20 protein-coding genes are annotated in these 19,159 nt (G+C 42.7%); 12 read left to right on the forward strand and 8 right to left on the reverse strand.

Annotated elements, in window-relative coordinates; genetic code table 11:
* Positions 1-13: 13 nt before the first annotated feature.
* Positions 14-1,180, forward strand: coding sequence for a metallophosphoesterase family protein (locus H6F41_RS01400; RefSeq protein ID WP_190401665.1), 1,167 nt, complete (start codon positions 14-16; stop codon positions 1,178-1,180).
* Between the two features lie 98 nt (positions 1,181-1,278).
* Here the strand turns inward: H6F41_RS01400 and H6F41_RS01405 are convergent, their stop codons facing one another.
* Both H6F41_RS01405 and H6F41_RS01410 read right to left on the reverse strand, forming a co-directional pair.
* Positions 1,279-1,785: a hypothetical protein gene (locus H6F41_RS01405; protein ID WP_190401666.1), complete on the reverse strand. Its 507-nt coding sequence runs from the start codon at positions 1,783-1,785 to the stop codon at positions 1,279-1,281.
* Positions 1,786-1,822: 37 nt separating this feature from the next.
* Entirely contained in the window at positions 1,823-4,342 is a 2,520-nt protein-coding gene (locus H6F41_RS01410) for an HAD-IC family P-type ATPase (RefSeq protein WP_190401667.1), read from the reverse strand.
* A gap of 54 nt (positions 4,343-4,396) precedes the next feature.
* Here H6F41_RS01410 and thiS point away from each other — a divergent pair, with 54 nt between their 5' ends.
* Complete coding sequence (gene thiS / locus H6F41_RS01415) at positions 4,397-4,600, forward strand: sulfur carrier protein ThiS (protein ID WP_190401668.1); 204 nt, start codon at positions 4,397-4,399, stop codon at positions 4,598-4,600.
* An 82-nt stretch (positions 4,601-4,682) separates the two neighbouring features.
* Positions 4,683-5,747, forward strand: a complete 1,065-nt coding sequence (locus H6F41_RS01420; RefSeq protein WP_190401669.1) for a CobW family GTP-binding protein — start codon at positions 4,683-4,685, stop codon at positions 5,745-5,747.
* Positions 5,748-5,794: 47 nt separating this feature from the next.
* Here the strand turns inward: H6F41_RS01420 and H6F41_RS01425 are convergent, their stop codons facing one another.
* Both H6F41_RS01425 and purH read right to left on the reverse strand, forming a co-directional pair.
* Positions 5,795-7,006: a lipid-A-disaccharide synthase-related protein gene (locus H6F41_RS01425; protein ID WP_190401670.1), complete on the reverse strand. Its 1,212-nt coding sequence runs from the start codon at positions 7,004-7,006 to the stop codon at positions 5,795-5,797.
* Between the two features lie 148 nt (positions 7,007-7,154).
* Complete coding sequence (purH, locus tag H6F41_RS01430) at positions 7,155-8,711, reverse strand: bifunctional phosphoribosylaminoimidazolecarboxamide formyltransferase/IMP cyclohydrolase (RefSeq protein ID WP_190401671.1); 1,557 nt, start codon at positions 8,709-8,711, stop codon at positions 7,155-7,157.
* A 9-nt stretch (positions 8,712-8,720) separates the two neighbouring features.
* On the opposite strand from purH, the gene H6F41_RS01435 reads away from it, so the two are divergent.
* From H6F41_RS01435 to H6F41_RS01475, 9 genes are all read left to right on the forward strand, one after another.
* Positions 8,721-8,909 carry a hypothetical protein gene (locus tag H6F41_RS01435; protein ID WP_190401672.1) on the forward strand — a complete coding sequence of 63 codons (189 nt, stop codon included), beginning with the start codon at positions 8,721-8,723 and terminating at the stop codon, positions 8,907-8,909.
* A gap of 36 nt (positions 8,910-8,945) precedes the next feature.
* Positions 8,946-9,281 carry a nucleotidyltransferase domain-containing protein gene (locus H6F41_RS01440; RefSeq protein ID WP_190401673.1) on the forward strand — a complete coding sequence of 112 codons (336 nt, stop codon included), beginning with the start codon at positions 8,946-8,948 and terminating at the stop codon, positions 9,279-9,281.
* A complete protein-coding gene (locus H6F41_RS01445; RefSeq protein ID WP_190401674.1) occupies positions 9,278-9,649 on the forward strand; it encodes a HEPN domain-containing protein in 372 nt (123 codons plus the stop codon). The genes H6F41_RS01440 and H6F41_RS01445 overlap by 4 nt, the downstream gene beginning before the upstream one ends.
* Positions 9,650-9,822: 173 nt before the next feature.
* Positions 9,823-10,032 carry a hypothetical protein gene (locus H6F41_RS01450; RefSeq protein WP_190401675.1) on the forward strand — a complete coding sequence of 70 codons (210 nt, stop codon included), beginning with the start codon at positions 9,823-9,825 and terminating at the stop codon, positions 10,030-10,032.
* The gene (locus H6F41_RS01455) at positions 10,016-10,282 is read left to right on the forward strand and encodes a type II toxin-antitoxin system RelE family toxin (protein WP_190401723.1); all 267 of its coding nucleotides are present in this window, start codon (positions 10,016-10,018) and stop codon (positions 10,280-10,282) included. Before H6F41_RS01450 ends, H6F41_RS01455 begins: the two co-directional genes overlap by 17 nt.
* The gene (locus H6F41_RS01460; RefSeq protein WP_190401676.1) at positions 10,283-10,432 is read left to right on the forward strand and encodes a hypothetical protein; all 150 of its coding nucleotides are present in this window, start codon (positions 10,283-10,285) and stop codon (positions 10,430-10,432) included.
* A 74-nt stretch (positions 10,433-10,506) separates the two neighbouring features.
* Positions 10,507-10,866: a hypothetical protein gene (locus H6F41_RS01465; RefSeq protein ID WP_190401677.1), complete on the forward strand. Its 360-nt coding sequence runs from the start codon at positions 10,507-10,509 to the stop codon at positions 10,864-10,866.
* Between the two features lie 190 nt (positions 10,867-11,056).
* Positions 11,057-11,659 carry a hypothetical protein gene (locus tag H6F41_RS01470; protein ID WP_190401678.1) on the forward strand — a complete coding sequence of 201 codons (603 nt, stop codon included), beginning with the start codon at positions 11,057-11,059 and terminating at the stop codon, positions 11,657-11,659.
* A 35-nt stretch (positions 11,660-11,694) separates the two neighbouring features.
* Positions 11,695-12,396: a lecithin retinol acyltransferase family protein gene (locus tag H6F41_RS01475; RefSeq protein WP_190401679.1), complete on the forward strand. Its 702-nt coding sequence runs from the start codon at positions 11,695-11,697 to the stop codon at positions 12,394-12,396.
* Positions 12,397-12,400: 4 nt separating this feature from the next.
* On the opposite strand, the gene H6F41_RS01480 is transcribed toward H6F41_RS01475, so the two are convergent.
* From H6F41_RS01480 to H6F41_RS01495, 4 genes are all read right to left on the reverse strand, one after another.
* Complete coding sequence (locus tag H6F41_RS01480) at positions 12,401-12,709, reverse strand: hypothetical protein (RefSeq protein WP_190401680.1); 309 nt, start codon at positions 12,707-12,709, stop codon at positions 12,401-12,403.
* 174 nt (positions 12,710-12,883) lie between these two features.
* Positions 12,884-13,573 (reverse strand): glutathione S-transferase, encoded by a 690-nt coding sequence (locus H6F41_RS01485; RefSeq protein WP_190401681.1) that lies wholly within the window; start codon positions 13,571-13,573, stop codon positions 12,884-12,886.
* A gap of 16 nt (positions 13,574-13,589) precedes the next feature.
* Positions 13,590-18,404: a GAF domain-containing protein gene (locus tag H6F41_RS01490; protein WP_190401682.1), complete on the reverse strand. Its 4,815-nt coding sequence runs from the start codon at positions 18,402-18,404 to the stop codon at positions 13,590-13,592.
* A 49-nt stretch (positions 18,405-18,453) separates the two neighbouring features.
* On the reverse strand, positions 18,454-18,963 hold the full coding sequence (locus H6F41_RS01495) for a hypothetical protein (RefSeq protein WP_322095857.1): 510 nt from the start codon (positions 18,961-18,963) through the stop codon (positions 18,454-18,456).
* Positions 18,964-19,159 lie beyond the last annotated feature (196 nt).

Below are 19,159 nucleotides of genomic sequence, written 5' to 3' on the forward strand. Positions count from 1 at the left end.
AACCACAAAGACTATGCGCTTAATTCATACCTCTGATTGGCATTTGGGCAGAAAACTCAAAGGCGTTGATCGTACTCCTGAGATTGAAGCAGCCCTTGCAGAAATACTTACCTATGCTCAAGAATTTGAAGTTGATGCGGTACTTGTGGCAGGGGATATTTTTGATGTACCGAATCCCAATACTGAGGCGGAACGGGTTGCTTACGAATTTTTCTATAAGCTCAATCAGTTAAGCATTCCCTCCGTTGCGATTGCAGGCAATCATGACTCCGCCAATCGCATTGATAGTCTCTCGCATTTGTTGTCTTTGGCAGGGGTAAGGGCTTTGGGCAGGCCCCGTATTGCCGCAGAAGGCGGCGTGGTGAATATTGATACGGCGGGTGGGAAACTTTGTGTGGGGGCAATGCCCTTTGCCTCAGAGCGGCGATTATTAGCGGCGGAGGATGTGTGGCATAAAGACGATTTAGAACAACGTAGTGATTACAAAAGCCTTGTCACCTATGTATTACAAGATCTTGCCAAGGGTTTTCAAAATGATGCGGTGAATGTGATGATGGCGCATATGACCATTGATGGCGCGAAGTTTACAGGCTCGGAGGCAGCTTTTTATAGTGGTGCTGTCTATAGTTTGTCGGGACAGTCGATTCCTTCAGAATGTCAGTATGTTGGTTTAGGGCATATTCACCGTCCTCAACAGGTGGCCAATGCTGCCCCCACCTACTATGCAGGATCGCTAATTCAAGTCGATTTTGGAGAGGTTGGAGAAGAGAAGGGATTTAACCTGATTGAAGTGGAAAGGGGAAGACCTGCACAGGTGAAATTTCAGCCACTTACTTGTCAGAAACCCCTCAAGCGTGTGGAATGTCATCTTGATCATTTAGAAGAACATTTAGAGTCCCATCGTGATTATCAGGGATACTTAAAATTTGCGATCGCAGTGGATACGCCACCGATTGGACTCGCTGATCGGGTGCGAAAAGTATGTCCACAGGCAGTCATGGTAGAGCCGAAATTGATTGTCAATACATCAGCGCAAACACCAGAAGTCAAGGATTATGATCGCTTCGATCCGATTGCCGAGTTTCAAAAATTCTATAGCGATCGCGAGAAAAATCTATCTCCCGATGTAATGGCAGCCTTCAAGGATTTGTATATGGAGTTTAATGATGCGTCAAATTAACAAAAACTTTTGAACCGACTGCTACGCAGTCGGTTCAAGTAAAACCAGAAGCGTGAGTCACCCACTTCTGATTTTTAAGGTTATTTATGCTGAACTACTTAGCACCTTTTGTTTTCCTGAAAAGACTTGCCGATCGCAGGGATTAGCAAAATAGTCAGCGCAATTGTGCTGGAAATAGCAATGTATGGATTTAGGGTCATGATCAATGACACAGATGCATTGTTATTTGTGCTAAACACTCCATCAAATACTGTAGGAACTTCCATCAATTTACTGACTGAAGGTGGCGAGATTATCTTGAGAGAAGCGGCGATCGCAGGAAAAGCTAGCGCACTAAAAAAGCAAATACTCAAAAATCTTGCCCAAGACTTTAAAGTCCATAGTCCGATTGCTAAAACCATGGGAACTAAACTTACACCAAGAAATGTAATGTCAGAAACTATCTGTAGATTTACATAGTCTCCATCGATGGCAGGGCTATGAGCTTCTAGAAAACGATACAAATAAAAATGCAAAATGCGATCGCAAAAGAATAGCAAACTGCTGGTGATCATGGCAGTTGCTAAAATCGTAATGAAAATAGGACGTTTGGTTGATGATTTCATGAGCTTAAATGACTGTATGGGGCGTGAAATTAATCCACTAGGGTTGACTGAGATAGCGTGGTAAATTCCGAACCAGTTTGCTCGATTGCAACATCCGCAGCATGTAATAAGCAGAAGTTGGCAAAAATATCACCATTGACCAGCCAAACTGATCGGGAACTTCGATTTGAAAAAAGCGGGGGAATATTAGCATCACTATTCCTAAAATACCGACGGATAGAATACCGAGTAGCGAGGCAGTCGGATTTTTAATGAGGGTGCGGAACTTCCATATGGAAATGCCAGTGATATTCCAAAATACAAATAGACAGAACAACATGCCAATCAAGGTGCTAACACATTGGGCTTGACCTCTAGCCATATCTTGAAAGGTCTCAGAACTAAGTATTGCTGAGCCAGTGACACTCTTGAGTAAAGCCCAACCGCTAATGTAGTAGGAGAAGACATAACCAATCGTCATGGCGATTGCTCCAAAAATTCCTGCAATGCAACTGTATCCCAAGACATCGCGAAGGAAGTTTTCTAGTCTCACTGGTTTTAGCCAACCAAAGGCAATCCAAATTGTAGGTAATCCTACTACTGCCATAGTCAAGATCGTCATATGTCTTGGTTCAATCGGAAAAGGAAGCTGCACAAACCCTGCAAAGGAGATTGTCAGAATCACCATGATATTTTTGGTGAGATAAAGTAGCGCCGAAGAGAGAATCTTTTGTTTAATATCATCCCCTGCACTAAAGGCTTGGGGCAATGCTGATAGGTTGTTATCTAAAAGAACGATATCGGCAACATCCTTGCTGATTTGTGCGCCATCATTCATTGCGATCGCAAGTTGAGCTTCTTTAAAGGCAGGGACATCATTAACTCCATCGCCGACCATCCCCACATAGCCGCCTCGTTTCACCATTGCCGAAATCAAACGACGTTTCGTGTCGGGGGTGATTCTGCCAAAGACTGTGCCAGAAGAAGCTGCACGGCTAAAGGTGGGTGCATCCATTTCATCTAGAGTCTTTTGCGTAAATACCGCATCATCGGGAACGGCTATCCCTGCTTGGCGGGCAATTGAAGCCACGGTTTCGACACTATCGCCTGAAATTACCTTGAGGCGAATATTTTTATTTTGTAATTCGGAGATCGTTTCAATCACATCAGGACGGAGACTGTCTTCGAGTAAGACAATACCGCGAGCGCGCCGATTGTTTGGCAACGCAGGGTTTTTTTCAGAAGTATCAAAACTATCTTCACTGCTGACAACGGCGATCGCCCTTAAACCTTGTCTACCATATTGCTTAGCTTGTTCCTGTGTCTCAGGACTGGTGAATAGAATTTCAGGCGCACCGATCATGATCGTTGTGCCGATATCAAGGCTAATCGCGCCCCATTTGCGACTAGAACTAAAGGGAACTTCGCTGACCAGTTGCGATTGCGATCGCGGTTTGTCAGTAAATGTCGCCATCGCCTTGGCACTACTATTTTGCGATCCCATCAAATTTGTATAGAGGGCAATTAGCTCGCGCAGTGAATCCTCATCGGTATCACCCAGAGGCACGATCTCTTTGACCACCAGCTTGTTTTGAGTCAGCGTTCCTGTTTTATCAGTGCAGAGAATCCGCACACTATTCATCGAATCAACGGCATTAATTTTCTGAATTAACGTCCTGCGTTTACTGATTTCCACAGCCCCAATCGCAAAGGCAACGCTAATCGAGAGAATTAAACCTGCTGGCACAAAACTATTGATAATGACCGAGGCATAGCGAATCGTATCCACCATCGATCGTCCTGAATTGAGGCTAGAGGCAACATGCAAAAATGCAGCCACAATCAGCACTAACACAAAAATTTCAACGAGAATATCAATCTTTTTCTGCAATGGCGTAAAGACGCGCTTATAAACTCGCGAAGATTGCGATAACTTTACGGCATAGCTTTCATTGCCAATTTTATCGGCACTAAATATGCAGCTTCCTGCTAAACAAAAAGAACCTGATAGCACAATATCGCCCTGTTGCTTAGCAACAGGATCGGATTCTCCTGTGAGCAGCGACTCATCCATTTCCACATTTTGTGAGATTAATACTGTGCCATCGACAGGAGCGCGATCGCCCGGATTTAGCTCGATTAGGTCATCGCGTACCACATCACCAACGGGAATTGCCTGTGATACTCCGTCGCGTCTCACCGTTACCTTCTGCACTGATAACAACGCTAATTTATCCAGTGTCAGCTTGGCTTGAATTTCCTGCACCACGCCCACAAGAATATTCATGAATACGGAAAATCCTGAAAATATGGCATCAGTAATTTGTCCTAACGCCATCATCAGAATCAAGATCACGCCAAAGGTGACGTTAAATAAAGTAAAGACGTTTTCCTTGAAAATATCTTGATAGGTGCGGCTGGAACGCAACACAACTACATTGATATCGCCACTCCGTTTGCGATCTAATACTTCAGATTCGCTAAGTCCTGTAATGGGATCAGTGGGATCAGTCACAGGAGGCTTGGTGTCATTGATTTCTCGATCTGGCTGATTTTCTGGTGATGTAGGTTGTGGCATGGACACACAGGTATCATTTTTAGTAAGAAGTATAGCAATCAAAAAAACAAAAATATGATTACCTTGAAAGTCAATGGGGACGAGCAGATCTGTAAGCCCAATCTCACTATGGTTGAATTGCTCCAATCTTTAGGACTCAATCCTCGCTTGGTGGCAGTCGAATATAACGGGGAGATTTTGCATCGTCAATTGTGGGAACAGACGATTATTCAAAATTTCGATCGCTTAGAAGTCGTCACAATTGTCGGTGGTGGTTAAATGCCTTAGCAAATTAAGAGCGCTATAATTTGGTCAGTACATCTTTAAATTAACTAGCATCGCAGGCAAATTGGCATCGGCTATGATCGCAACATCACAAATTCCCGCAACTGTGCTGACAGGCTTCCTCGGCGCAGGTAAAACCACACTTCTCAATCACATTCTTACGGCGGAACATGGCAAAAAAGTTGCCGTTATCGTCAATGAGTTTGGCGAAGTTGGTATTGATCAGCAATTGGTAATTGGTGCTGATGAAGAGATTTTTGAAATGAATAATGGTTGCATTTGCTGCACCGTGCGCGGCGATCTGATCCGAATTATTGGCAATTTGATGCGTCGCCGCAACAAGTTTGATCATTTACTGATCGAAACTACTGGCTTAGCCGATCCCGGCCCTGTGATTCAGACTTTCTTTATGGATGAAGATATTCATCGCCAAGTAGAGCTTGATGCGGTCGTTACTGTGGTTGATGCTAAGCATGTGCAGCAGCACTGGGGCGATCGCGAAGTTCTCGAACAAATTGGTTTTGCCGATGTAATTTTGCTAAATAAAACTGACTTGGTGACTGAATCGGAATTAGAGGAACTAGAAGCTAAAATCAAGCATTTAAATATTTTGGCAAGGATCGAGCGAGTCCAATTGAATCAGACAAATACTGAGAATATCGAAGACAGTATTAACAAGGTTCTTAATGTTGGTGGCTTTGATCTCGAGCGTATTCTTGAGAAGAATCCAGAGTTTCTTGCTGCTCAAGTCAAAGAGGAACATAGTCATGTCCATGATCACGAGCATGATCACGACCACGACCACCACGATCATGCTCACGAACATCATCACCATATCCATGATGAGGAAGTTGGCTCTGTCAGCATTTTGGAAGCAGGTGCAGTTAATCCTTATAAGTTTCAAGCATGGATTAGTGAGTTATTAAAAACCCAAGGTCAAGATATTTTCCGTTCTAAGGGAATCATTAATCTGTCTGGATCTGAGGAGCGTTTGGTATTTCAAGGTGTGCATATGCAGTTCGATGCCACTCGCGATCGTCCTTGGAAAGAAAATGAACTCCGCAAGAATCAATTAGTCTTCATCGGCAGACATTTAGAAAGTGAGAAGCTCCGCGAAGGCTTTTTAGGTTGTTTGGTTTAAGTAAATCTAAAAGCCTGTGCCGCCTGCTTAGCAGGCGGCACAGGCTTTTAAAGCTTGTCGGCAATATATTTCGCAATCTTGGCGGAAGCCCCTGCCGTTCCCATGCGCTCGCGTCCATTCAGACGCACTTCTTGAAAATAGTCCGCATCTTGCAACAGTTTGGTGATCACTTCTGCGACTTGGGCAGGCTTATCGATTAAATTAATTGAACAACCCAACAAATCTGCTTGGTCTTCGGCGAATTGGCGTGTAAATTGTGGCCCATCACCTGCGATCGTAATCACAGGCTTACCTAAACCAACTAACTGCTCTGTGGCTGTCCCTGCCATTGCCAAACCTAAATGAGCTTGATGGAGGCAATCGCCAAAGCCATCCTGCAATAGAATTAGTCTTGCATTTTGTACTTTAAAAGTGGTTTCATCAATGCGAAGCCAGCCCTTTTGAATGATGCTTTGACCAATGACTTCCACATCTAAATCGGGGGCGATCGCGACTAAAAAATGCACACTATGGGGAATTGCCCTCGCCACAACTTGAGCGCAGAGCATTAATGTCATCCAATTTTCGTAAGCTTCAGGGGCGCGGGAACCGGGGAGAATGGTGACCACCCATTCATCTTCGCCCACACCAAAATCTAATCCTTTTGGTTCTAGACCATCCATCATCGGATTACCAAGATAGGTCGCAGACATTTTAAAATTTTGATTTAATACTTCTTCGGTCAGTAGATCCCTGACGAATACCGCTTTGCAGTAACTACTGCCCATTAGTGCGCGTTCCCATGGAAAGAAGATTGAGCCACCAAAGGGCTTTTTAATATGAGGTAAAGCATTTTTGCGATCGCGCCAGTAATATTCTGATTTTGCTGTGGCGATAAAGGCATATTTGCAACCACCAAAACGGGTGGGCAACCATGCAAAGAGCAATGGCACGATATCCCCTACTGCCAAAACTAAGCGTTTATCTTTGCGCTGCCCCCTTGACCAGTTCCACACAAAGCCCAGTTGTTTGCGCGTTAACCCCATCAGCCCACTTTTGACATCCCGTGCTAGCTGTCGGCTATCCATCCGCACAAATCCCCCCGACGGCATTGCCTGTGTGTATTGATTTGCGATCGCAATATTAGCCTTAGCATAGGCATGTCCCACACCCACAAGGGGCAATGCAATTGTCGAGAATCCTAATTTTTCTAGTTCAACGCAGATACGGGCAGCAATGATATCTTCACCATGTCCGTTACTGATACATAAAATTTCCACTTTTTACCAAAAAACTTGAATCTAACTAATAGGGTTACTGTAACTTTAGTAGAGACTGCGACATTATGCCCGTTTCAACGGGAAACAAATTGTAGGTTGCGTAAGTAAAAGCAGAGCTTGTGATACTTACAAGCTCTGCTTTTAGAGATTAATGCAAGAAGTGACGCACACCTGTGAAGATCATGACTAAGCCTAGTTCATCGGCGGCCTTGATCGAGTCAGCATCACGCATACTGCCCCCTGGTTGCACGATGGCAGTAATACCTGCGGCGGCGGCGGCGCGTACTGAGTCATCAAAGGGGAAAAATCCATCACTTGCTAGGAATGCCCCTTTGACCTTTTCCCCAGCCTGCTCAACGGCAATTTTGGCAGAACCAATGCGATTGGTTTGACCTGCACCGATGCCGATGGTGGTGAGATCTTTGGTAATTGCGATCGCATTGGATTTGACATGGCGGCTAACTTTCCATGCAAAGACCAACTCTTGTAACTGCTCTGGGGTAGGTTGCTTTTGGGTAACCACTTGCCATGTGTCAGAATTGACTGCCTCATCGTCGGATTTCTGAACGAGGATACCACCCGCAATCGTCTTCACTACTTCCGCCGAACCTTGGCGCAAATCGGGAAGAACCAAAATCCGTAGATTTTGTTTTTTACTGAACAGTTCTGCAACACTTGGCACACAGGCGGGGGCAACCACACATTCTAGGAAGGTCTTATTGAGAAGTTTGGCGGTCTGTTCGTCAATGGGGCGATTGAGGGCGACGATGCCACCAAAGGCGGAAACGGAATCGGCGGCAAAGGCTTTTTGGTAAGCTTCGGCAATGGTCGGTGCGATCGCTACACCGCAGGGGTTATTGTGCTTGATGATTACCGCGCAGGGCAGATCATCACTAAATTCGGCAATGATGCTACGGGCGGCTTCAAGATCGAGCAAGTTGTTAAAACTAAGTTCTTTGCCCTGTAGTTGTTGCGCGGCTGACCAACCCTTGGGAGTTGCGCCCACCTGATACCATGTGGCGGGTTGATGAGGGTTTTCGCCATAACGTAGCGGCTTAGGACTGTGGGAGAGCAGGGTGTAAGAGGAAGCGATTTGATTGTTTTCCTGCTCGCTGTTACTGCTAGCTTCTAGATATGTAGCAATGGCTTGGTCATAGGACTGGGTATGTTGGAAAGCAGCGATCGCCAATTTTTTGCGAAACTCTAGGGTTGTTTGTCCATTGTTTGCCTTTAGCTCTGCGAGTAGCTCTGGATATTGGCTAGGACTGGAGAGAATCGCGACATGCTCATAGTTTTTTGCGGAGGCACGAATCATTGCGGGGCCGCCAATATCAATATTTTCGATCGCATCTTCGAGGGTGACGTTGGGTTTAGCGATCGTTTGTGTAAATGGATAGAGGTTGACCACCACAATTTTGATGGGGCGAATTTCGTTAGCATCGAGATCCTGTTGATGCTCTGGAATCTCTAGTCTTGCCAAAATGCCGCCATGGATGCGCGGATGCAGAGTTTTAACCCTTCCACCTAAAATTTCGGGTGCGCCTGTGTATTCCGAAACCTTAGTAACTTCTAGCCCTGCTTCTTTGATTGCCTTGGCAGTGCCACCACTACTGATAATCTGAAAGTTGTAGGTGGTTGACAGTTCGCGGGCAAGGTCGAGTAGTCCTGTTTTGTCAGAAACACTCAAAAGGGCAAGGGGTTTCATAGATTCAAATTGTTAAGTTTTCCGTTACATTTTATCGCAGTTTCTAATCTCCAATCACTTGCGATCGCAAATATCTTCACCCGCAAACTGCGATCAATTACCCACATCAAACAGCGATCGCACTCTCAACACCCAACACCCGATCGCCTATTCCCTAAAATCAGCCAGCGCCTCTTTATATTAGTGATCGTAGATTAAAATAGTGATGATAATGTTTGCTTTAGCCTTAAATCTATGCTTACAAATATTAAGAACAAGCAATTATTTGTTTTGTTGAATGAGCTAAAGTCTAGTCTAGTAGAACTTTATGGAGATAGATTATTTTCGGTGATTCTTTTTGGTTCTCATGCAAGAGGAGAGGCAACTCCTGAATCAGATATTGATGTGATGGTAGTCTTGGTAGACCCTGTGAACGCAGTCGCGGAGAGAGCGAAAATGTCTAGTCTTTTCTGGTATTTTTTGAGGCAATATGATGAATTAATCTCAATTATCCCAATATCAAAATCTCGTTTTTTAGCAGGTGAAATTTCTTTTCTGAGAGTGGTTAAGCGTGAAGGTATTGAGGTATGAATGAATTAGCAAAGTTCTTGCTATTATCCAATGACGATTTGGAAACTGCTCAATTATTATGCGATTGTGGGCGTTATCGTTCTGCTATATCGCGTGCTTACTATGCCATGTTTTATATGACTCAATATTTACTTCTCTCTGAAGGATTAGATACTTCTACTCACAAAGGAGTTCTCAAGATGCTTAGTCTCCATTTTGTGAAAACAGGGAAAATAAATCCAAGCATTGCAGACTTACTGAGGGAGGCTTTTGATGCTAGACAAACTTGTGATTATGAATCTGATATGGCTGAGGATGAAACGATGGCAAAAAATGCGATCGCAAACGCTCAGGCTTTTATTTCTGAAGTAAAAATGCTGCTTTCTTAGAATTAATAATCGCCTATTCCCACATCAAACGGCGATCGCAAATCTCACCACTCACAAACCCGATCGCATATTTCCCCATCAAACAGCGATCGCCATTTTCTCCACCTCAAACAGCGATTATATTGACGACTAAGTTAAAATTGTTTAAAACCAAGTAGTAGATCCTTAGTGCTATGCAAATAAAAGAACTCACTACCGAACAGTTTCGTTTACTAGTTCGTGAAGTTGTAATTGAAGTATTAGAAGAATATATCGATCTAGATGAAGGCAAGAAGTTGAAAATAGCAGTTGTGGAACGTTTATTACGACAGCAACAGCAACCAACTGTTATCCCTGCGGCTCAAGCTATGCAATCATTGGGGCTTAATTGGGACGAGTTATAGTATTGATTTTACTTCTGAGGCGATCGCTGATCTTGCGAAAATTGCCCGCACTAATCAAATACGGATAGCTCGTAAAATCAAGTGGCTAGGCGAGAATTTTGAACAAATTACACCTCTATCGCTTTCTGGCAATTTATCAAGCTTTTTTAAGCTGCGTGTTGGAGATTATCGAGTTATCTATGCGATCGCGCAATCACAAAAAAGTATCATTATCCATCAGGTCGGACATCGTAGCGAAATTTATGATTAGATGAATAATCGCAAATTCCCCACATCAAACAGCGATCGAACTCTCAACTCCACAAAACCCGATCGCCTATTCCCTCAAATCAAACAGCGATCGCCTTCTCATAACCCAAAACCTGATCACCTAAATCTCCACATCAAACAGCGATCTTAAAATTCATAAAATTTGGCAGTCTAGAGAAAAATTTTTATCCTATAATTAGGAATATTTTACTTGCCAAAAAAAGTATGTTAGATCCTTTAAATCCTCTCGCTAGAGTCTACGAAAAGATTCATGATTCTGTCGAAGACTGGAATAAACCTGCACAAGCAGCTAATCAAATATCAAATGTTGCCGAACAAGTTGTAGATTTTTTGAATGAAGTTGACGGTATGACACAAGCTCATAGTAGAGACTTCAAAAAAGCAACCCCACGCTTTACTCTTCGTGATGGCTCTGTACTAAAGATGTGGAAAAATCCTGTTGGCGTTAACCATGTATTTATCGCTGACACTCAAGGTAACATGGTTTTTGGTGGTTTTGTTGGATGGATTCATACTGATGGATTAAATGAAGCAATCTCAACAATCAAACGGAAGTTCACTTAGTTTCTGTGATTCTACTCGGTGAATAATCTTCAAAATATATTAGTGAACAATGGTAAGTGGAAATTTAATTCAAGTCAGCCCAAGATTTAGACTGGATCTATCTAATAGCTTGATAACGAGTACCAGATCAGACGAAGGTGTATACAGTTTTGACAGTAAAAGAGCAGCTAGATTGATATTTCAAGATAGGATGGAAGGATGGTTTTTTACACCAGCTAAAAATCTCTTGGATGATAATCATGTCATGGCTGCTATTGGTATTGTAACGCCTCTTATTGAATCTCTGCAAGTATACAAATCAGGAAAACCAAAGGCTAACTTCACTGAGGGTGCAAAAAAGATTTTTCAATACTTATGCCAGAAAGATCGAAAACATTTTAGCAAGAAGCATTGTCCCCGTTGCACCTCTGAGGGAAACGAATTATGCAAAAAGCCAATAGACCTTTTGCATCAAGGAGTAAGATGTGGACTTGCTCATCAAGGTTTTCTTCAGAAAGCAGATGATCGCTTAGGGAAAAATAGGATTATTATCTCTTCTCGAAGAAATTCTTTTCCAATCATTTATGAAGCATCTGAAATGACTATATATGCTCCTTCTTATATTGATGCTATTAAAAATGCATTTGATGAATACTATATTGAACTAGAAAATAGTATTGATAGAGAGAGTGAAGTTTACACCAGTGAAATTAGTATTAATTTCATGAAGATTTGGGATATGAATTGGAATACAAAGAAAAACAGCTTCAAAGTTACGATGGAAGAATTGCCAGATCATAGCTATCCAATATAACCATGTTCACAAATAAAAATTAGAGGTATGTAGAGGTGACATTTCAGATAGGAGATATTTTGTCGGTTGAGTTATTTGCTCATACTCGACATTTCTTTGTTTATATTGGCAATGGAAAAATAGTAGAGTGGGGACCTTGGGATGGAATATCTTGGATGGGGGGAAAAGGTCATGTTTTTACAAAAGAATTATTTAAGTCTGGCTCAGAATATAAATCGCTAGGTAGTGATGGAGAATTAAAAGAAATTACTCTAGAGCAACGCACAGGAGCTAGTGAGTCTTTGATTAATCAGAAAATTAGAGAGATGACCACAGGGATTGACTATCATTTAGGGCATCGCAATTGTGAACATTTTGCTTATTATGTTACTGGGTACACAGGCTATTCCCAGCAAAGTGTTTCCCATATGTTTACTGATCACGATCCATTTACAAGTAATTCTATGATTCAAAATGTCCGCGAACTAAAAGATGAGCTTTTGAGGTCTAGTCATTGTGGAGTAGTTGGCTTATCTAGAGGAGACTTTAAAGATTCTACTCTTGTTGGCAAACTAAACGATGGTCATTATGTCTATCACTATAGCCATCCTTTAGGTGGTCAACATCTATATGTAACTACTATTCCTAAATCTCAAAACTTTGAAGCTAGTTATGATTCAGTTCTTCTAGCGTACTATGGCGCATTTATAGGAAGAGGTGAAATCCTGAGTATTGTTAGAAAAGTAAGGGGATGCTAAGTATCTAAGCTAACTCTCCCATCACCGAATCCCAAGGAATTGGCTGCTCCCCTAACCTTTCGGACTCAGCGATCGCATCTAAAGCATCTTGCAAATCTAAACGATCTTCTAAATCAGTTTCTTCTAAAAAATCAACCAATTCTCTAGGCGTAGTATCCAGAATCTTTGCCAGCGTGAAAATAGAAATCTGTGGTGTGTCGTTGAAATAGAGCAAGCTATGCAAATATTCACGCTTTAACCATGCCAAAAAGCGATCAGGCGTAGTTCCCAAAACATCTGCTGAAGTTGCTAAGTCAACCGTCAACTTTGCCATAATTTTACTCAATAGCGAAAAAGTAAAGAGCATAAGTGCTATCTAGGTTTGATTGTACTCTAAACTTCAGCACGATCGCCAATGCCCTTACCATGCATGAAAAACTGATACTTCATGGCATCCGCTATCGTCCCAATTACAAGATTGCGATCGCAAAAAAGATTCCCCGAAATTTTAGATTGCCTGACATGGCTTGATCACGACCATTTCCTGATCCTCTGTCCAGACAGGATATTTTTGCATCACAAACTCAAACAGGTTGCTGGTTTCGTGCCACTGGAGCCAGCGCTGCAAGTGGGGATAGGGACTTGTGTGGAACCAGTCAATATCGACATAGGCAAACTGGCGAATGAACGGGAAAATCGCCGCATCGGCGAGGGTTTGCCGATCGCAAATTAAAAAGCTAACTTGCGATGATGGCTCTAGGTTTTGCTGAAGTTGTGATTCGAGAATCTGTAGGAATTGTTCCGCTTGTTGGCGGTAAAACTCTTGGGGTTGTTCAGGAAAACGATTGGGATATTTATAGCGATCGAGGGACTGTTTAAATTCGCGATCATTTGTGGTGATTAACTGTTTTGCGATCGCAATTGACTCTATGGGCAAATCTGCCCAACCCTCTGGATCATGTTGTTGCAATGCCCAATTCATGATGTCGAGACTTTCTTCCAAAATGATTGCGTTCTGCCCCTCGCCAATTTGTATCACAGGGGTAGTTCCCTTGGGCGATATTTCTAGCATTTGTTGCGGTTTAGCCTTGAGAGAGACTTCCCTCAGTTCATAACTGATATTTGCATAGGCAAGCGCGAGTCTGGCTCTAATCGCATAGGGACAACGCCGAAAGGAATAAACAATGGGAAGACTCATAGATTCTGATAGAGGTTCAAACACGTTGATGGATAAATTCTGATAGAGATCGCGAAATTTCCTTGAGATTAATTGGCTTGCTGATATAGTCATTCATGCCTGCATCAATACAGATTTGATAGTCCTCTGGCAAGGCATCGGCTGTGAGTGCAATAATCCAAGGCTGTACCAAATTGAGATTGGTGCGAATTGCTCTTGTCGTATCGAGTCCATTGAGAATCGGCATCTGTACATCCATAAAGATGACATCGTAGTTGGTTGCTGTATTTGACTGCTCAAGAGCCGCCAGACACTCACTTCCATTATTCACCACATCCGCATCATAGCCTAGTCTTTGGAGCATTAGAGCGGCGATTTTTTGATTGAGAAGATTGTCTTCGACGACCAAAATCTTAAGTGGAAATTTCTGGAAATCCATTGCCAAATTATTAGGGATAGGATCTAGAGGGTTCTCTTGGGGCTGATTAGCATCACTAGGATTTGCTAATGGAAATCTCACTGTAAAGTGGAATGTTGAGCCTTGTTGATTTTGTCGCGTGTCATCCATTACCCAATCTGCGGGAGGATGTCCGCCCACCTTACCCCCACTTTCTACCCAGATTCTCCCATTCATCATTTCCACAAGACGTTTACAGATTGCTAAGCCCAGTCCTGTGCCACCATATTGACGGTTGATCGAAGCATCAGCTTGGGTAAAGGGACGGAATAACTTATTAATACTCTTACTATCGATGCCAATACCTGTATCGGCGATCGCAAATTTAAATTCATAGACGTTCGACTTAATCAGTTTGCGACTGTAGCTAATGGAAACAGAGCCTTGCTCGGTGAACTTAATGGCATTGCCAATCAGATTGATCAATATTTGGCGTAACCTTGAGCTATCACCAATTACATTTGTGGCGCTATTGTTGTTGATATGACATTGCAAGTTAATGTTTTGATCAAAGGCTTGCTTGCTCAGTAGGCTACAAACAAAATTGAGCGTATCCTCAAATTTGAACTCTTTATTGTCTAAGCGCAATTTGCCAGACTCAATTTTAGAAAAATCGAGAATATCGTTAATGAGCATGAGTAGCGCATCGCCACTATCGAGAATAATCTGCACAAAGTTTTTCTGGGCATGATTGAGGGGCGTATTCGCCAAAAGCTGTGCCATACCTAGTACACCATTCATTGGGGTACGCAGTTCATGGCTCATATTTGCCAAGAAATCACTTTTGGCTTTGTTGGCACTATCAGCTAAAGCCTTGGACTTGGCGAGGGCTATTTCCGTTTGTTTTTGTTCCTCTAGCTTGGTTTGCAATTGTTGATAGAGTGAAGATTGTTGGATTGCGATCGCAAGTTGATTGGCGATGGTTTGGGTGATTTCAATTTCATTGTCTTGCCAATGCTCAGCCCGATAGGCTCGCCGCAAGCTGAGGCTTCCCCAAGTCTGATCATTGACAATAATCGGCATCAGCAGCCAAGCCCCATCAGAGTCTTTTTTCTCTGATAACTCACGATTGACGGGATCATTTATGTTATGCGTATTATCGACTTGCACAAACTGCTTGTTTTTGAGCATCTCGGCAAAGGGATTATCCAGATCCGTAATTTCAACTCCAACGCTTTCAAACACTGAGTCTCCGTCTTGGAAAACCGCAATATGTTTCCAAATCTGTTGTTCGGGCAAATATTGAACGATGCTTGCCTGCTCTAGATTGAGAAGATTTGCGATCGCATTTATTGCCATCTGGAATACGACCTTGACATCGAGAGAATTGCGAATGGTTTGGACAAAATGATTGAGCATTTTCTCTTGTTGTACTTTATGCTCTAAAGCCTTTTCCGTTAGCTTTTGCGTAGTGAAATTACGCGATATTTCCGTTACAGAAACTACATCACCATCTGTTCCAATTTCGGGAACGAGGATAGATTGGAAATATTTTGATGTTCCCTTAATTATGGTTTCAAATTCTACCAAACAGGGTTCTTTCGTTGTAAAGGCGCTCTCAATCGCCCTAGCTAGCTCAGGGGGTAAGGGTAACTCTGCATGGGACTTGTTAATATAGTAATCAGTAGGTTTGTCTGTAAAGAAGGTAATGGCTGGATTGATATAGGTACGTCTTAGCTGTCGATCAAATTTAGCGATAATATCAGGAATATTCTCAAGTAAGGTGCGGAGTTCTTGCTCTTGACGGCTCAGAGTTTGTTCATAGAGTTTCCGTTGGGTGACATCGCGACAAATGCAGAACTGAAGCATTTCACCATCGATTTCCATATTATTCGCACTAATTTCCACATCAAGAATTGAGCCATTCTTACGGCGATGGCGTGTCTCGAAGTGGGCGTTACGAATATTTTGTAAGTCTGCCAAGGATTTTGTTATCTCTGTTTTTGTCCATTTAGTATCAATCTCATGAATCTGAAACTGAGTTAATTCTTCGATGGTGTAGCCCAGCATTGTCGCGTAGCTTTGGTTTACTTCCAGAATCTGACCTTGAGTATTTAAGATCACAATCCCATCAAAGGAATTACTTAAAAATGCTTTATTGCGAACCAGTTCTTTTTGCAGCTTTATTTCCGTTTGTTTGCGATCGTTAATGTTCATCATTACACCGACCATTTTGATAGCTTTGCCAGAGCTGTCGTACACACCCTTACCTTTGGTTAGTACCCAATACACTGAGCCATCTGGATGGATGATCCGATATTCTAGATCTAGTAATGTGCGATTTGCGATCGCATTCTCAAAGGCAGCTTCTACCCATGCCAAGTCGTCGGGATGTACTCGATCTCGCCATGACACATAGTTACTCACTGCCGTATCAGGATCTAACCCCATTAACTGAAAATGCTCACTAGTCCAATCGGCTATTCCTGTGGCGACATCAAAACTCCAACAACCAATTTGATTAAGATCGGTGGCTAGTCGTCGTTGTTGTTCACTATGTTGTAAAGCCTTCAGCAGTTGACTTTGGATGATGGCGATCGCCAGTTGATTTGCTACCTGTTGTAATAGTTCAACTTCAAAGTTTGTCCATTGGCGCGGACGATCACACTGATCGATGACTAGCAATCCCCATAGATTTTCTGACTCAATGATTGGGGTGATGATGTTGGCTTTGACCTCAAACTGCCTAAAAAATGCGGCATGATCCGCAGGCATATGCGGTGCATCCACATTGTCAAACTTAACGACTCGATCTCTCTGATAACTTTCCAGATATTCATTATGGAAACAAGGCGTTTCCACATATTTGCCCACTGATTGAAAGGGTGGAGTTACTAACTCCTGCAAAACAGTACCCGCACCATCATTCTGAAGCTGAATAATAAAAACTCGTGAGGCTTGGAAAATATTTTGAATTTCACCAACGGCAGTTAGTAAGATCGTCTCTAGATCTAAGGATTGACGGATTTTGAGGGAAACCTCTGCCAGTATTTGCGTGCGCTGATATTGAAGTTGTAGTTCCTGTTCGGTATGCCTACGATTGGTAATGTCACGAATAATCATAACAGCCGTATCTGTCTCCACTGGCATCGCACGCACTTCTTCATAGTGGCAAAGCCCATCAACTTCAAATGTCTGCTCGATCTCGAGCATCTCTCTAGTCGCGAGTGCCTTTTGTACGGCTTGTAACTGCGCCTCAGCTAAATCTGAGGGCAAAAACTCGCGTATATTCTTGCCAATCGGATCAACTTTAGATGGGATTAAGTCATAAAAAGATGTCGGTCGCTTGCATTCTAAATAGACTCCATCGACGCTGACTAAATTCACCATGTCGGGAATTGCATTAATAATCGAACGGAGTTTGCGCTGACTGGCTTGTAATTCTGAAGTGCGCTCTTGCACTTGCTTTTCTAGGGATGTATTCAGATTTTGCAGGTTTCGATAAAGCTCTGTTTGTTGAATTGCGATCGCAACTTGAGTGGATACTTGCTGAATTAATTTAATCTCAAAGTCTTCCCATAGGTGCGTATTGGCGCAGTGATGCACAATCATTAAGCCCCATAGGATCGGCTGCGATTGCTGACTGATACTACCCGATAAAATAATTGGCGCAACCATGTTGGCGCGTACCTGAAAGCCCTCCAACATCTGCAAATGACATTCGGCAAATCCCGCTTTATGGATATCAGGGTTAGCATAAATTTTGCCGTCAAGATATTCGTTAATCTGTGACTCTGAAGGTGTGACACAGCTAGTTTCCGAGCCGAAATCTAAACAAGATGGCCAAGGGGCAGCGACCGATTCCGCCACAATGCGTCGTTTCATCTGCTCATCAAATTTGTAAATTAATGTGCGATCGGCTTTAAGAAACTGCCTCACCTCATGCACCACAGTCTGACAAATATCTTCTAGGTTGATAAATTGACTAACTTTGAGGGCAACTCTAGAAACGATTGCTTCCCGTTTGCGTAAATTCTCTAGTTTGGTGGTTAAGTTAAAGTGCGAAATTGCACCATGGATACAGTATCTCAGCGAAAATTCATTAATGTCATTCTTAACTAAATAGTCAAATGCACCCAGTTTTAGTGCTTGCACGGCATCTCTCGCATTTTCACTACCTGTAAGGACGACAACTGGTAATTTTTGATTTGGATTATTGTATGTAGCGATTTCTTCACGAATTTTTGATAGAAAAACCATGCCATTCCCATCAGGCAAGCTCAGATCCATCAAAGTTATCTGTGGTTTGTGCAGATGCCATAGCTCTAACCCTTCCTTGAACGTACTTGCTTCTAAAACCTGTAGATTAATGTCCGAGCTTTGTATGTATAGCCGAAATAGCTCGCGATCGCTTCTACAGTCATCGACTATCAAGATAGTTTGAGAGTTAGTCATATCTGCCTTAAATGAACCTGATCTGAATCCTTTGAATAAGCTTTTAAATTTAGTGAGGCTTTACCGTATAGTTATCCAGAATTTCCCTGCCTTTGCGAGTCAAAGATTCTGACCCTTCTAGCAAGAGTAAATACTGTCCACGTTCTAAACATCCCCGACAAGAGATGGAAAGACTACTCTTAAAAAACCATCCGTATAATGTGCCGATGGTTCCGCCTGTGAAAATACCAATCAAGCCTGATGTAGATGCGATCGTAAATAAGGCTTGATACCAATCAAGATTTGGTAAGTTAATCTTAAAAATGAAATACAATGTGACCCCCACGATCGTGCTAACCATACCTAGCCATAACATTCCCAACTTTGCATAGTTCCATGTCGTGTGGGCAGGATTAAATAAACCAACACTATCGGGGCTACTATAACCTTTGCCGACTAATGCTAAATGCTCTGGGGAAATGCCATGGCATTGCAGCAATCGATAGGCTTCAAATGCTGAGGATTCGTCGGGTAAAACAGCAATCATCAGCCGAGAATGTTTTGAGCGAGTGTGAGTCACGAGTGATGCCTGCTATCTACTAGATAGTTGATTTAGATTATAGAAATATATCTTCTTAGATTCTACAAAGTTTCAGGCAATTCCAGCGATTTCTTAAACTTTAAATAAATAATTGGCGATGCCATCATCCCTAGCCTATCTCCCGCAGGAGAGGAGAATAAGAAAATATGGATTCTACTCCCCTTCTCCCCTAGGG

This window comes from Pseudanabaena mucicola FACHB-723, from assembly GCF_014696385.1.
Taxonomy (GTDB): Bacteria; Cyanobacteriota; Cyanobacteriia; order Pseudanabaenales; family Pseudanabaenaceae; genus Pseudanabaena.

Coding starts and splice junctions, on each gene's coding strand:
- H6F41_RS01400 (WP_190401665.1), top strand. CDS start 14: ATGCGCTTAATTCATACCTCTGATTGGCATTTGGGCAGAAAACTCAAA.
- H6F41_RS01405 (WP_190401666.1), bottom strand. CDS start 1,785: ATGAAATCATCAACCAAACGTCCTATTTTCATTACGATTTTAGCAACT.
- H6F41_RS01410 (WP_190401667.1), bottom strand. CDS start 4,342: ATGCCACAACCTACATCACCAGAAAATCAGCCAGATCGAGAAATCAAT.
- thiS (WP_190401668.1), top strand. CDS start 4,397: ATGATTACCTTGAAAGTCAATGGGGACGAGCAGATCTGTAAGCCCAAT.
- H6F41_RS01420 (WP_190401669.1), top strand. CDS start 4,683: ATGATCGCAACATCACAAATTCCCGCAACTGTGCTGACAGGCTTCCTC.
- purH (WP_190401671.1), bottom strand. CDS start 8,711: ATGAAACCCCTTGCCCTTTTGAGTGTTTCTGACAAAACAGGACTACTC.
- H6F41_RS01440 (WP_190401673.1), top strand. CDS start 8,946: ATGCTTACAAATATTAAGAACAAGCAATTATTTGTTTTGTTGAATGAG.
- H6F41_RS01445 (WP_190401674.1), top strand. CDS start 9,278: ATGAATGAATTAGCAAAGTTCTTGCTATTATCCAATGACGATTTGGAA.
- H6F41_RS01450 (WP_190401675.1), top strand. CDS start 9,823: ATGCAAATAAAAGAACTCACTACCGAACAGTTTCGTTTACTAGTTCGT.
- H6F41_RS01460 (WP_190401676.1), top strand. CDS start 10,283: ATGAATAATCGCAAATTCCCCACATCAAACAGCGATCGAACTCTCAAC.
- H6F41_RS01465 (WP_190401677.1), top strand. CDS start 10,507: ATGTTAGATCCTTTAAATCCTCTCGCTAGAGTCTACGAAAAGATTCAT.
- H6F41_RS01470 (WP_190401678.1), top strand. CDS start 11,057: ATGGAAGGATGGTTTTTTACACCAGCTAAAAATCTCTTGGATGATAAT.
- H6F41_RS01480 (WP_190401680.1), bottom strand. CDS start 12,709: ATGGCAAAGTTGACGGTTGACTTAGCAACTTCAGCAGATGTTTTGGGA.
- H6F41_RS01485 (WP_190401681.1), bottom strand. CDS start 13,573: ATGAGTCTTCCCATTGTTTATTCCTTTCGGCGTTGTCCCTATGCGATT.
- H6F41_RS01490 (WP_190401682.1), bottom strand. CDS start 18,404: ATGACTAACTCTCAAACTATCTTGATAGTCGATGACTGTAGAAGCGAT.